At 42.5% G+C, this 13,983-nt stretch carries 11 protein-coding genes; 4 read left to right on the forward strand and 7 right to left on the reverse strand.

Translation table 11 applies throughout. The annotated features are described in order from the left end of the window. Positions 1–256: 256 nt before the first annotated feature. On the reverse strand, positions 257–3,073 hold the full coding sequence (gene uvrA / locus IGI94_RS08795) for an excinuclease ABC subunit UvrA (RefSeq protein WP_086299388.1): 2,817 nt from the start codon (positions 3,071–3,073) through the stop codon (positions 257–259). A gap of 13 nt (positions 3,074–3,086) precedes the next feature. Beyond that, positions 3,087–5,078, reverse strand: a complete 1,992-nt coding sequence (gene uvrB / locus IGI94_RS08800) for an excinuclease ABC subunit UvrB (protein ID WP_008382187.1) — start codon at positions 5,076–5,078, stop codon at positions 3,087–3,089. Positions 5,079–5,348: 270 nt separating this feature from the next. Between uvrB and IGI94_RS08805 the strand changes: the two genes are divergently transcribed. Both IGI94_RS08805 and IGI94_RS08810 read left to right on the forward strand, forming a co-directional pair. Next, positions 5,349–7,502: an amino acid ABC transporter substrate-binding protein/permease gene (locus IGI94_RS08805; RefSeq protein ID WP_438899637.1), complete on the forward strand. Its 2,154-nt coding sequence runs from the start codon at positions 5,349–5,351 to the stop codon at positions 7,500–7,502. 1 nt (position 7,503) lies between these two features. Beyond that, positions 7,504–8,241 (forward strand): amino acid ABC transporter ATP-binding protein, encoded by a 738-nt coding sequence (locus IGI94_RS08810; RefSeq protein ID WP_005235668.1) that lies wholly within the window; start codon positions 7,504–7,506, stop codon positions 8,239–8,241. A gap of 51 nt (positions 8,242–8,292) precedes the next feature. Here the strand turns inward: IGI94_RS08810 and IGI94_RS08815 are convergent, their stop codons facing one another. Further along, a complete protein-coding gene (locus tag IGI94_RS08815) occupies positions 8,293–8,532 on the reverse strand; it encodes a hypothetical protein (RefSeq protein WP_034878529.1) in 240 nt (79 codons plus the stop codon). A 390-nt stretch (positions 8,533–8,922) separates the two neighbouring features. On the opposite strand from IGI94_RS08815, the gene IGI94_RS08820 reads away from it, so the two are divergent. Together IGI94_RS08820 and IGI94_RS08825 are read left to right on the forward strand one after the other, a co-directional pair. Further along, on the forward strand, positions 8,923–9,453 hold the full coding sequence (locus IGI94_RS08820) for a hypothetical protein (protein ID WP_438899638.1): 531 nt from the start codon (positions 8,923–8,925) through the stop codon (positions 9,451–9,453). A gap of 105 nt (positions 9,454–9,558) precedes the next feature. After that, entirely contained in the window at positions 9,559–10,314 is a 756-nt protein-coding gene (locus IGI94_RS08825; protein ID WP_101699072.1) for a Tat pathway signal sequence domain protein, read from the forward strand. 94 nt (positions 10,315–10,408) lie between these two features. Here IGI94_RS08825 and IGI94_RS08830 read toward each other — a convergent pair whose 3' ends face one another. Genes IGI94_RS08830 through IGI94_RS08845 form a run of 4 tightly spaced genes read right to left on the reverse strand, consistent with a single transcriptional unit; the run spans position 10,409 to position 13,624 of the window. After that, entirely contained in the window at positions 10,409–10,864 is a 456-nt protein-coding gene (locus tag IGI94_RS08830; protein ID WP_008382180.1) for an S-ribosylhomocysteine lyase, read from the reverse strand. Positions 10,865–10,876: 12 nt separating this feature from the next. Beyond that, positions 10,877–11,521: a class I SAM-dependent methyltransferase gene (locus IGI94_RS08835; protein ID WP_005235661.1), complete on the reverse strand. Its 645-nt coding sequence runs from the start codon at positions 11,519–11,521 to the stop codon at positions 10,877–10,879. Positions 11,522–11,523: 2 nt separating this feature from the next. Continuing rightward, on the reverse strand, positions 11,524–12,669 hold the full coding sequence (locus IGI94_RS08840) for a cystathionine gamma-synthase (RefSeq protein ID WP_086299385.1): 1,146 nt from the start codon (positions 12,667–12,669) through the stop codon (positions 11,524–11,526). Continuing rightward, entirely contained in the window at positions 12,659–13,624 is a 966-nt protein-coding gene (locus tag IGI94_RS08845) for a PLP-dependent cysteine synthase family protein (RefSeq protein ID WP_005235659.1), read from the reverse strand. Before IGI94_RS08845 ends, IGI94_RS08840 begins: the two co-directional genes overlap by 11 nt. Positions 13,625–13,983: the final 359 nt, after the last annotated feature.

Raw genomic sequence — 13,983 nt, forward strand, 5'->3', positions numbered from 1 at the left:
AATTACAATAGCATTATAATACCACAAAGAAAAAAGCAATCAAAGTATCTATCTTTGATTGCTTTCTCCCACTTTGAACGGATAGAACTTATAGGCAGTTTATTCAATGCGAATATACGTATACCTATTGCTATTCTAACAAATAAAATTTTGATTTCAAGCCCTTATCATGAAATTTGCAGATATTTCACGCTTCCTTAAACTTTAGCGAAACCTATTGACAGACAAGTGAAAAAGTGAGTGCTTTTTCATCTGCTTAAAGGACTTTTTTCAAATAATGACCGGTGTAGCTGTCTGAAACCGCAGCAATTTCTTCTGGTGTACCAGTTGCAATGATCGTGCCACCGCCTTCGCCACCTTCTGGACCTAGGTCAATCACATGGTCCGCTGATTTGATGACATCCAAGTTGTGTTCGATCACTAAAACGGTGTTGCCAGCGTCGACAAATCGTTCCAAAACTTTCAACAAACGGGCAATATCATCCGTATGCAGACCAGTCGTCGGTTCATCTAAGATATAAAAACTCTTGCCATTGGAATTTTTGTGCAGTTCACTGGCAAGCTTCATCCGTTGCGCTTCCCCACCAGACAAAGTAGTCGCTGGTTGTCCCATAGTGACATAACCTAAACCGACATCGACGATCGTTTGCAATTTTCGATGGATTTTGGGAATATGTTGGAAAAATTCCACTGCATCTTCCACGGTCATATCTAAGATTTCCGAAATGTTTTTTCCTTTGTAATGAACTTCTAACGTTTCTGAGTTATAACGTTTGCCATGACAAACCTCACAAGGTACGTAGACATCAGGTAAGAAGTGCATCTCGATCTTGATGATTCCGTCCCCTTTACATGCTTCACAGCGTCCACCTTTTACATTAAAACTAAAGCGTCCTTTTTTATAACCACGGACTTTCGCCTCATTGGTTTTAGCAAATAAATCACGAATGTCATCAAAGACACTGGTATATGTTGCCGGATTGCTTCGAGGTGTCCGACCAATCGGGCTCTGATCGATATCGATCAATTTCTCAATAGCTTCATAACCAGTAATGGTTTTAAAGCGGCCAGGTTTGTTCGAATTCCGATTGATTTTTTGCGCCAAGGCTTTTTTCAAAATTTCATTGACTAATGTTGATTTACCAGAGCCAGAGACCCCTGTAACTGCGACGAACTTTCCTAATGGAAAATCGACCGAAATGTTTTTCAAGTTATTCTCGGAGGCACCGGTCACACGAATCTTTTCACCATTGCCTTTGCGGCGTTCCGTCGGTGTTGGGATTTCTCGTTTTCCAGATAAGTATTGACCTGTTAAAGAAGACTCATTGGCAGCGACTTCATCGGGAGTGCCTGCAGCGACGATCTCGCCACCTGCATGTCCTGCACCCGGACCGACATCGATCAAGTAGTCTGCTGCCCGCATCGTGTCTTCGTCATGCTCAACGACAATCAGGGTATTCCCGAGATCACGCATTTTCCGCAATGAATCTAGCAAGCGATCATTGTCTCGTTGGTGAAGACCGATCGATGGCTCATCAAGAATGTAAAGCACCCCAGACAGATTGGAGCCGATTTGTGTTGCCAAGCGAATTCGTTGCGCTTCCCCACCAGAGAGTGTGCCTGACGCACGACTCAAGGTCAAATAGTCCAATCCGACATTTTTTAAGAAGCTTAAACGATCATCGACTTCTTTCACGATCGGACGTGCAATCATTTGCTCTTGTTCCGTTAGTTTCAATTCTTCGACAAAGTTCAAGGCATTGTTGATCGCCATCTCACTCATTTCACCAATATGCTTCCCATTGACTTGCACGCACAGCGCTTGAGGGTTCAAGCGATAGCCATGACAGGTTTTACAAGTCAACTCTGTCATGTACAAACGCATTTGATCACGGGTAAAATCAGAGTTGGTTTCATGATAACGGCGTTTGATATTTGGTAAGATCCCTTCAAAAGCGACCTCAACATCACGCACCCCACCAAAATCATTCTCATAATGGAAATGGAACATCTCCCCATTCGAACCATTCAAGATAATATCTCTGTGTTCTTCTGGCAATTCTTCAAATGGTGTGTCCATATCGATATTGAATTCTTGACAGGCTTGTTCCAGCATTTGCGGATAATATTGTGAACTGATTGGATTCCATGGCAATAGTGCGCCTTCACGCAACGTTTTGCTTTGATCGGGAATCACTAAGTCGACATCGACTTCTAGCTTCACGCCAAGACCATCACAGTCTGGACAAGCACCAAAAGGCGCGTTGAATGAAAAGAGGCGTGGTTCTAATTCTCCAACCGTAAAACCGCAATAAGGACAAGAATAATGTTCACTGAAGAGCATTTCTTTTTGGCCGATCACATCGACTACCGCATAGCCGTCCGCTAACCGTAATGCCGCTTCAAAAGAATCAAACAGGCGTGAACGTATGCCTTCCTTCACAACAATCCGGTCGATGATGATGGCAATATCGTGCTTTTTATTTTTTTCTAATTCAGGCGCTTCAGAAACATCATAGACTTCACCGTCTACGCGCATCCTTACATAGCCTTCTCTTTGGATACGTTCGAAGACTTTTTTGTGCTGCCCTTTCTTTTGGTAAACGATCGGTGCCAACAATTGGATCTTGGTGCGTTCTGGTAATGCCAAAACTTCATCCACCATCTGCTCAACCGACTGACTAGTGATCTCGATGTGATCATTTGGACAAATCGGGTGACCGATTCTAGCGTAAAGAAGCCGCAGATAATCATTGATTTCAGTAACCGTCCCTACTGTTGATCGCGGGTTCTTGCTGGTGGTTTTTTGATCGATAGAAATCGCTGGACTAAGTCCATCAATGCTATCTACGTCTGGTTTATCCATTTGACCTAAAAACTGACGGGCATACGCCGATAGACTTTCTACATATCGGCGTTGTCCTTCGGCATACAACGTATCAAAAGCTAAGGAACTTTTCCCTGAACCCGAAAGACCAGTAACAACAACGAGTTGGTCTCTGGGAATCGTCACATCGATATTTTTTAAATTATGGGCCCGTGCCCCATGGATCACGATTTTATCATTTGCCATAGTGTTTCTCCTTCTAATCAGCAGCTTTTAGCTCAAGAATAGTATCTCTTAAGGTAGCAGCCGTTTCAAAATCCAATGCTTTCGCAGCATCTTTCATCTCTTTTTCTAGCTTCAACAACAAGGTTGCTTTTTCCTCACGACTCAGTTCTTCATAAGATGTCGTGGTGTATTCACCGGTCTCTTCTGCCACTTTTGTGATCGCGATCAGATCGCGAATTTCTTTAATAATGGTTTTCGGTACGATCCCATGTTCTTCGTTGTAGGCTTCTTGGATACTTCGGCGTCGCGCCGTTTCATCGATCGCTCGCTGCATCGAATCAGTCATTTTATCAGCGTACATGATTACTTTTCCTTCAGAGTTTCGAGCTGCCCGTCCAATGGTTTGGACTAATGAGCGTTCGCTGCGCAGGAAGCCTTCCTTATCGGCATCAAGAATCGCAACCAGAGAAACTTCCGGCACGTCTAACCCTTCTCGCAGTAAGTTGATTCCGACCAGTACATCAAATTCACCGAGGCGCAGGTCTCGAATGATCTCTGTTCGTTCCAATGTTTTGATGTCACTGTGCAAGTATTTGACTTTGATCCCTAATTCTTTGAAGTAATCCGTCAAATCTTCAGACATTTTTTTCGTCAAGGTCGTCACAAAGACCCGTTCATTTCGCTCGACGCGCTCATTGATTTCTCCCACGAGGTCGTCAATTTGACCCATGATCGGTCGTACTTCGATCACCGGATCTAACAGACCAGTTGGTCGAATGATTTGTTGAACGACGGTATCGGTTTGATCGTATTCATAGGGGCCAGGTGTTGCTGACACATAGACGATTTGATTGACATGTTTCTCAAATTCTTCCAAGCGTAACGGACGGTTGTCCAGTGCAGAAGGCAAACGGAAGCCATAATCCACTAACATTTGTTTTCTAGCACGGTCACCATTATACATCCCACGAACTTGGGGCATCGTTACGTGTGATTCGTCGATTACTAATAGAAAATCATCTGGGAAGAAATCCAATAACGTATAAGGCGGTTCGCCTTCTTTTCGTCCATCCATGTGGCGAGAGTAGTTTTCGATTCCTGAGGTATACCCCATTTCTCGCATCATCTCAATATCATAGTTGGTTCGCTGCTCTAAACGCTGTGCTTCCAGCAGCTTATTTTCTGCTCGCAAAACTTTCAGTCGTTCATCGAGTTCACTTTGGATTGAAGCGATCGCATGTTCCATATGGTCTTCATTGGTCACAAAGTGGGTTGCCGGAAAGATCGACACATGTTCGGTGTCACTCATGATCTCGCCCGTCAAGGCATCAACTTCACGAATCCGATCGATTTCATCGCCAAAAAACTCAATGCGCAACGCTCGCTCATCACGAGAAGCTGGGAAAATCTCCACAACATCGCCGCGCACGCGAAAACGCCCCCGTTGAAAATCGATGTCGTTTCGTTCAAATTGGATCTCGATCAATTCTTTTAATAGTTGATCCCGAGACTTTTCCATCCCTACTCGTAAAGAAACAACTTGTCTTGCATACTCGATCGGCGAACCCAAACCGAAAATACAAGAGACAGAAGCTACAACAATCACATCGTTTCTCTCTAATAAAGAACTTGTCGCCGAGTGACGGAGCTTATCGATTTCATCGTTGACACTGGAGTCTTTTTCGATGTATGTATCACTGGAAGGAACATACGCTTCTGGTTGATAGTAATCATAGTAACTGACAAAATACTCGACTGCATTATTTGGAAAGAAATCCTTAAACTCGCCATATAATTGTCCAGCCAATGTTTTATTATGGGCAATGATCAATGTCGGTTTATTGACTTCCTTGATTAGATTAGAAATCGTATAAGTCTTACCGGTCCCAGTGGCTCCCAACAAAATCTGTGCTTTTTTTCCACCGACCACCCCGTCAACCAATTGATGGATCGCTTCTGGTTGATCCCCAGCTGGTTGATATTTTGATACTAAGTCAAATTCATGGGAAGTTGTTCTTTCGATCATCTTCATTCCCCCTCGATTATTCTAAACGACAACAAAAAAAGAAAAACTCGCTGCCGCTTTTCCATAAATAAGTATATCATAGCGAACATACTTTCGCCATCATTTGCTATGAAAGTTTCATGCGATTAAGCATAACTTAACATGTTTGATTTTCTAACATCTAATGTGAGGTTTAAACGATTTTGTCATATTTTTAAAGAGAAAGACTTGTGTGTTGAAGAAAAAATCCATATAATCTATAAATACGTTATATCTAAAGGGGGAATTTTCTTGAAAAGAAAACACATGTCCTTCGCTTTAATCGCGCTGATTATCAGCATTTTTACGCTCTCAGTAAAGTCAGCAAGTGCGGAGGAAACTACGTATAAGATAGGAACAGATTTAACATTTGCTCCTTTCGAATTCCAAAATGAAAATAATGAATACGTTGGGATCGATATAGATTTATTAAATGCGATCGCAGAAGATCAAGGTTTTGCAGTTGATTTACGTCCTTTAGGTTTTGACGCCTCCATTCAAGGCGTGCAATCAAATCAGTTAGATGGCATGATCGCTGGGATGAGTATCACAGAGGAACGTAAAGAAACCTTTGATTTCTCAGATCCTTATTTCGATAGTGGGATTCAAATGGCGGTAGCTGCTGACAATGACAGTATTACTAGCTACGAGGATCTTGAAGGCGAAACGGTCGGTGCAAAGGTTGGTACCGAAAGTGCCCGCTTTCTAGAAAGCAATAAAGACCAATATGGCTACAACATCAAATTATATGATGACGCTACTGGACTATATGGCGCTGTACGCAATGGTACTGTGGCAGCCGCTTTTGATGATTATCCAGTGCTTGGCTATGCTATCAACAATGGCGAACCAATGAAGCTTGTCGGCGAACCTGAAAAAGGCGCTTCTTACGGATTTGCCGTCAGAAAAGGCCAAAATCAAGAACTCCTTGAAAAATTCAACGCTGGTTTAGCCAATATGAAAGCTTCCGGCAAATACGACGAAATCGTCAATACTTACATCACAACGTCTGATACAGATGCAGGCACTAGTGAAATGGTGAAAGTCGAACCAAAGAAAGATGTTTACCGAATTGCCAGTGACTCAGCCTTCGCTCCATTTGAATTCCAAAATGAAGACAATGAGTATGTAGGGATCGATGTTGATTTAATGAACCGGGCGGCAGAATTGCAAGGGTTCAATATCGAATTCAATTTCATCGGCTTTTCCGGAGCTTTACAAGCGTTAGATGGTAACCAAGCAGATGGGATGATCGCTGGGATGACGATCACTGATGAGCGTCGTCAATCCTACGACTTCTCTGACTCTTACTTTGAAAGCGGCATTCAGATCGCTGTAAAAGAAGGCAATGATTCCATCAAATCCTATGAAGATCTCGATGGAAAAACCGTCGGTGCAAAAGTTGGGACAGAAAGTGCAGACTTCTTGATCGCCAACGAAGAGAAATATGGCTATTCGATCAAATATTATGATGCTGCCGATCAATTATATGCGGCTGTTAACGGCGGACAAATTGATGCCATGATGGATGATTATCCAGTGATTGGTTATGCCATCAGCCAAGGTCAAAAACTAGTGACACCGATTGAAAAAGAATCTGGTGGTCAGTACGGTTTTGCGGTGAAAAAAGGCCAAAATCCTGAACTGATCCAAATGTTCAATGAAGCATTGAAAGAAATGAAACGGACTGGAGAGTACGATCAAATCATCAATAAATACATTGAAGATGGATCTGCCACAGAAAAACGAGTGGATGAATCAACGATCACTGGTTTGATCAGCAACAACTATAACGTCTTATTAAAAGGATTATGGAATACCCTTTTACTAGCATTGATTTCTTTTGCCTTAGCATTAGTGATCGGAATCATTTTTGGACTATTTAGTGTTGCTCCAATCAAAGCATTGCGGGTTTTAGCAGGGATCTATGTTGACATCATTCGTGGTATTCCTATGATGGTATTGGCTTTCTTCATCTTCTTCGGCCTCTCCGATGCGATTGGTATCACGATTCCGGACTTTGCTGCTGGGGTCATTACATTGACCTTAAATGCCAGTGCCTACATCGCTGAGATCGTCCGTGGTGGGATCAACGCGGTGCCAAAAGGTCAGATGGAAGCCTCTCGTAGTTTGGGGATGACCTACACTCGGACAATGCAGAAAATCATTTTACCGCAAGCGATCAAAATCATGATTCCATCTTTCGTTAACCAATTCGTTATCTCGTTGAAAGATACAACGATCATCTCGGTTATCGGAGTCGTGGAATTATTGCAAACTGGGAAAATCATCGTTGCACGAACCACACAAAGTACCTATGTCTACTTGATCATCGCGATTATTTACTTAGTCGTGATCACAGCTTTAACGAAACTTGCAAAAGTTTTAGAAAAGAAGGTGAAATAGCATGAAAGAAAAAATCTTAGTTGAAAATCTTGTAAAAAAATACGGCGACAATACCGTATTGAACAATATCAATGTTTCAATCGCTGAAGGAGAAGTCGTTTGTGTGATCGGTCCTTCAGGATCTGGGAAATCGACGTTCTTACGCTGTTTGAACCGCTTAGAAGAACCAACCAGCGGCGATATTATCGTTGACGGCGCACATCTGATGGATAAAAACACCAATATCAATGCTGTTCGTCAACATATCGGCATGGTGTTTCAGCATTTCAATCTCTTCCCTCACTTGTCAGTTTTAGAAAACATCATTCTAGCCCCGATGGATCTAAAAAATGCTTCTCGGCAAGAAGCGGAACAAAACGCGATTCGTTTATTAGAGACGGTAGGTCTGGCTGATAAAAAAGACATGTACCCTGACAATCTATCTGGAGGACAAAAACAACGGGTGGCGATTGCTAGAGCCTTAGCCATGAATCCCGATGTGATGCTGTTCGATGAACCAACCTCCGCACTCGATCCCGAAATGGTTGGGGATGTACTCAATGTTATGAAGGATTTGGCAAAACAAGGAATGACCATGGTAATCGTTACTCATGAGATGGGCTTTGCCAAAGAAGTAGCAAACCGTGTGATGTTTATTGATGGCGGTAATTTCTTGGAAGACGGTACACCTGAGCAAATCTTTTCCAACCCTAAGCACGATCGTACGAAAGATTTCTTAGACAAAGTATTGAATATCTAAAAAAATCCTCTGCAACAGCTCTTTTCTCGGACTTTTGCAGAGGTCTTTTTTTTATTGATTTTTTCGTTTGGTTTCTTCTGAAATCCGCTTTTGATTTTCACCTAAAAATACTTTTGTATCGATAGGGTTGGCTTTGTTCGCCCCTCCGACGCCAGTATCAACCATCTTTCCCCAACCCTTCAATGGCTCTTTCCCTGCTGCACGAAGTTGCGCATTTTTTAAACGTAACGCTTGTTTTTTTGCTTCTTTTTTCGCTTGACGTTTTGCTTGCCACTGCTTTAAGATGCTCATCTTCATTCCCTCCTCTCCTTGTTATGAATCCTTACATAAATTCTTAGCAAACGGTATGCTGGTTCCTGTTGACCTGGTAAGAGTAAACAGGGTTCACCTTTAAAATAGCAAATTTTTATTGAGTAGTTAAATCTATTATAACATTTCCTTTTCACCATCGTAAGCTGCAGATACTAATTTTACTAAAACCATGAAAGGACATTTGAAATCAAGCAGCCAGATCAGAAGCAACATGTTACACTTATTAAACAACACTTCCTCCAAACCAAAATAGGTATACAAACGTTTTTCTTTTTTATTTTATAGCAAATGACGGGGTTTTACTAATAAAAAACCAACATTAAAATAACAAAGGAAGGCCAAGAAAATCATTTTGGAGGAACCTATCTTATGAAAACCATCATTTTATTTTTCCCACTAGTGATACTCTCCCTCTTTCTCACTGGCTGTACCTTGATTGACGAAATCATGGATGACAACACCAATAGTAGTTTTTCACCAGAAGCAACGTCGTCTTCTCAATCTTTGTCAACTGATTCAGAAACCAGAGCTTCTTCTTCCAGAACTGAGAACCATGCATCAGAAACAACTCATTCTCCTGATGACGTTGCACAAGCTCAGAGCAGTACCGAAACAGCTGCCCCTCAATTTTCGTATTGTGAACAATTGCAGATCGGGCTGCCGCGACGGTGGAATCGAACAGTCAACAAAGACTTGCTCCATCAACTGCAAATAGGAATGTCTTGCGATCAAGTTCTTGAAACCATGGGTGGCCTTCCCTCTTGGCGACTAGCAGTCGTAGGTGTGGAATCCAATGCCTGGATCAATTCCGATGGTGAAGCAATCATTGTCACTCTTACTACCCGAACCGTTTCTGATGTGGCCTGGCATGATCAGTTTTCTGAATCAGAAATTGAGTAATCCATTAAGCGATCTCACGTGACTGATATTGGTAAAACGCATGATGAAATTCAATCACCACTTTTATCAGAAGTCATCTAAAAAATTTGGGAGTTGAAGGATCAAATGAAACTGAGTCGACTTAGAAAAAAAATCCGGGAGCATAGCAGAAGAAGCCTTTTGCTTTCTTTGGGTATCAGTTGTTTTTTGCTTGGTGCTGCCCTCTTCTACAGCGAAAACCAGCCGGCAGCTGCCTACGAGCAGTTTTTAGAGATCGATTACTTAACTGCTTTACTGGAAGAAAGAGCTTCCCCTGAGTCCATCAGCGATCTTGGCCTCGATCTCATCAAACGTAGTGATCGGGTAAACCAAGAGCGCAGTGCCATCAACCGAAAGCGGCGCCGCGAAAATGTGATCGTCACAGAAGAGACTAGAAAAGTTTTTTCTCCCGATCAAGGAGCAATGGTTGATGAAGTAAGAAAAGTAACCACTCGCTTACCTGATTCAGCCATTGATTTGTTATCAATGATGGTTGATAGCAGCGCTCTCGAGACAAAAAGAGTGCCTTTAGGTTCACGGGACAAACTGTCCAAAATCAGCTTTGATTTTGACTTTGATGATTCTGGTAATGAAAGATTAGCGAAAATCACATTGGTTGATGTCCCAGAATTTTTCGGTATTGATTTCTCACAATTCGAGAAAGAGGCTGATGTTGAGGAGATCAAAGAGACATTGATCGTACAGTATGGTTTAGATGCTCACATCAGGGACGTTAGCGCCATTCGGAGACTTTTCTTTGTTCATGAAGGATTTGAGTTTTACATTAGTCATACCTACAATCCGAATGGAGTCGGCATCACCGTCCAAGCGGTAGAACCATAAACGAAAAATAGTTAATCCCCCTCTCTTTGCGGGATTAACAAAAAAAGCGTCCGCGAATACAAACGCAGGCACCTTTTTTCTACTTCTATTTTGTTTAGGCAAAAACGGTCGACCAATTGTCACGTTCATCAAGAAATTCTTGCGCTAATTTTTGCGCACCTTCTAAGGTATGGTTCGCCGCCCAACCGCATTGCACTTCATTGCTGGCAGGTACTTCAGTTGCTTGCAAAACATCCTTCATGGTTTTTTCTAGGACTGTCAAAATCTCTTCATAATCGTCATGATTCAAGACAGTCAGATAGAAGCCGGTTTGGCATCCCATGGGTGACCAATCCACGATATAATCTGCATGATTACGAATCAACTCTGCCGTCAAATGTTCTAAAGAATGCAGACTTGCCATATCCATATGTGCTTGGTTCGGCTGCTTCAAACGAACATCATATTTGATGATGGTATCATTTGTTCCTTGTTTTTTATCGGCAACCCGTACATAAGGTGCTTTGACTTTCGTATGATCCAAATTAAAGCTTTCAACATTCATTTTCATTGTACTTCTCTCCTACTCTTTTTGTGCTTCCACAAGCCAAACATACTCATTGATTTGCTTAAAACGACTGGTAAACCCATGTTGGCGAAAATATCGTTCGATATCCGCAGTAACTGGATAGTACTCCCGTTGCAGATCAGCGGCTAGTCGCTGGTGTCCAGCTTGCCGCGCTTCATCGATTAGCTCCATTTTTCGGGCTAGGGAAAGAAACATCGTATCCCCGAAAAGCACTTTCCCGCCTTTTGGCAGCATCGCCGCATATTTGCCGATTGCCCGTTGTTTTTCGTCCTCCGTAAGATGATGAAAAACATAGGTAGAAACGATCGTATCGATTACATCCGTGATTTCAGGAAAAACCTCCATATCACCATCTACAAAAGTCACTTTAGAAAGACTGGGTTTTGACTTGGCGATCCGCCGCATCTCTGGCGATGGCTCGATTGCCAGCACGTTTTTTCCTTGAGTAAGTAGAGCTTGTGTTAGATTTCCAGTTCCACTACCAAATTCTACCACAGACCGCCCTGCCTTTTCAGCAATTTCAGCTAGTAACTGTTCATATTTGAAAAAAACCGCTCGATATTCTTCATCCTTACCTGCAACTGTTTCATCGTACTCAGCTGCCCAGTCAGAAAAAATTGGAATAAACTCTCTGCCCATCACTAGCTACCTGCCTTTTCAAACGCTTGTTCTAAATCCGCCAGAAGATCCTCACTGTCTTCGATGCCAACCGACAACCGAATCAGGCCATCTTTGATCCCTGATTGCTGGCGGATTTCTTTAGGGATCGAGGCATGGGTCATCACGGCTGGCACTTCTACCAAGCTTTCCACGCCACCTAAGCTTTCTGCTAAAGTAAAAATCTTTAATGATTCAACAAATTCTGCTGTTTTCGATTCATCGTTTAGTTCAAAAGATATCATACCGCTATACCCAGACATCTGTGATTTGGCGATCTCATGACCTTCATGGTCAATCAATCCTGGATAATAGACCTTTGCAACAGCTTGATGTGCTTGTAAGTAGTGGGCAATTTTCATCGCATTGTTTTGATGTGCTTTCATCCGCAAAGCAAGTGTTTTGATGCTTCGTTGGATCAACCAGCTATCATGAGGCCCCAATACACCGCCAATAGCGTTTTGTAAAAAGGCAATTCTTTCGGCGATTAGCGGCTCTTTGGCAACCGCTAATCCAGCTACTACATCACTGTGTCCACCGAGATACTTGGTAGCACTGTGAATCACAATATCTGCGCCTAATTGTAGCGGCTTTTGAAAATATGGCGTCGCAAAGGTATTATCCACGATCGTCAAGAGATCGTGCTGGGCAGCTAGTCTCGCAACCGATTTGATATCCGTGATTTTTAACAGCGGATTCGTCGGTGTTTCCAGAAAAATCGCTTTGGTCTCCGGAAGAATTGCTGTTTCAATAGCAACTAAATCATCGGTTTTGACAAGTGAATAAGTCAACCCGCTTTTTTCTAATACTTGATGAAGCAAACGAAATGTCCCACCATAAACGTCATCTCCTAAAATGACATGATCTCCTGTCTGAAAAAGCGTGAAGATCGCATGGGTGGCTGCTAATCCAGAGGCAAAAGCAAACCCTTGAGCGCCTTCTTCAAGATCCGCAATCAATTCTTCTAAGGCAAAACGAGTTGGGTTGCCTGAACGACTGTATTCATATTGCTTTGGCTGACCAAGAGCATTTTGCCGATAGGTAGATGTTTGGTAGATTGGCACACTGACTGCACCGGTGAGTTCGTCTTCGCTGATACCGCCGTGAATTACTTTTGTATTAAAATGCATTGTTTGTTCCTCCTATGAATGGTGTGATTGCTGATTGGCCAGCATAAATCTTTTTTGATAGATAGCGGTCGCCACCATCGGGAAAGACTGTGGCGATCGAGCTTCCGGTTGGTAATTCGAGGCTTTCTTTTACTGCTGCTGCCATCACGGCTCCACTTGAACTTCCAACAAGCAGACCATAGTTTCTTGCCAAGTAACGAGTAAAGGCAAAGCCTTCGGCATCACTTATCGTATAAATGTTATCAATAAGCAAATCGTCAAAAAATTGTGGAATGAACTCAACACCGATCCCTTCAATCTCGTGGCCATGGGCAGGACCGCCGTTCAAGATTGATCCTTCCGGTTCAACAACAGCAAGACGAGTGCTTGATTTTTGCTTCTTTAAGTACGTCGCGACACCCGCAAAAGTACCACCACTGCCAGCGCCTGCAACAAAGCTGTCAATTTTTCCATGTAATTCCTGATAGATCTCAGGCCCCAATGTTGCTTGATAGGCTGCAGGATTGTTCTGATTATGAAACTGCAATGGCATAAAACTATTCGGCTGTCCTTTTGCTAATTCCTTTGCTTTTTCGATTGCCCCTTGAATGCCAGCTTCCGTTGGTGTATGAACGATAGTTGCGCCTAATGCCTCAATCAATTGCTGCTTTTCAATGCTGAATTTCTCTGGAATAACAAAAATCATTTTTAGTCCATGCTCGATCCCGGCAATAGCTAAGCCAATCCCGGTATTTCCGGCTGTCGGTTCAATTACTGTTGTCTCATGATTGATTGTACGCTCACGAAATGCCTCATCGATCAAGTACTTTCCTAAGCGGTCCTTAATGCTGCCACCAGGATTTAAATATTCAAGTTTCGCATAGATTTTACTTCCCTTTTTTCCGCCTAAAGCTGCGGCATCAAATTCAAAGAGCGGGGTATGCCCTATCAATTCTTTTACATTTTTAACGATCATCGTTTGACTCCTTATTCAGATTTTTAGGCAAAACTTGTAAGCTTCATATACCTATTTTGGCTTGCAATCATCAGCCGTCGCCATTGAAAGCGGTAAAAAAAAGCAAACAAAAAGGGGTACTGACTATTACATCAGTACCCCAAAAAAATGTCGTCTTATCCGGATAGAAGCGAATCACTAAAAAATCAGCGATCTGCTGCGACAAAGGAACTAATAATAGGCATGACAAATGGGTATGCTGCTTTTTGCACCATACAACAACAACAGGTAGTTTGTGTGTTGAAGTTCGTCATGTCTTGTTCCCTCCTTTAATTTGCTTGTTATCAAAATAGCACGACTCTTTTTTTTTGTCAAATATT

The organism is Enterococcus sp. AZ149 (assembly GCF_051714285.1).
Classification (GTDB): Bacteria; Bacillota; Bacilli; order Lactobacillales; family Enterococcaceae; genus Enterococcus_D; species Enterococcus_D entomosocium.

Bases quoted from the DNA above. Each gene is read 5' to 3' on its own strand.
- IGI94_RS08810 (WP_005235668.1), top strand. From the start codon at position 7,504: ATGAAAGAAAAAATCTTAGTTGAAAATCTTGTAAAAAAATACGGCGAC.
- IGI94_RS08825 (WP_101699072.1), top strand. From the start codon at position 9,559: ATGAAACTGAGTCGACTTAGAAAAAAAATCCGGGAGCATAGCAGAAGA.
- IGI94_RS08830 (WP_008382180.1), bottom strand. From the start codon at position 10,864: ATGAAAATGAATGTTGAAAGCTTTAATTTGGATCATACGAAAGTCAAA.
- uvrA (WP_086299388.1), bottom strand. From the start codon at position 3,073: ATGGCAAATGATAAAATCGTGATCCATGGGGCACGGGCCCATAATTTA.
- uvrB (WP_008382187.1), bottom strand. From the start codon at position 5,078: ATGATCGAAAGAACAACTTCCCATGAATTTGACTTAGTATCAAAATAT.
- IGI94_RS08815 (WP_034878529.1), bottom strand. From the start codon at position 8,532: ATGAGCATCTTAAAGCAGTGGCAAGCAAAACGTCAAGCGAAAAAAGAA.
- IGI94_RS08845 (WP_005235659.1), bottom strand. From the start codon at position 13,624: ATGATCGTTAAAAATGTAAAAGAATTGATAGGGCATACCCCGCTCTTT.
- IGI94_RS08835 (WP_005235661.1), bottom strand. From the start codon at position 11,521: ATGGGCAGAGAGTTTATTCCAATTTTTTCTGACTGGGCAGCTGAGTAC.
- IGI94_RS08820 (WP_438899638.1), top strand. From the start codon at position 8,923: ATGAAAACCATCATTTTATTTTTCCCACTAGTGATACTCTCCCTCTTT.
- IGI94_RS08840 (WP_086299385.1), bottom strand. From the start codon at position 12,669: ATGCATTTTAATACAAAAGTAATTCACGGCGGTATCAGCGAAGACGAA.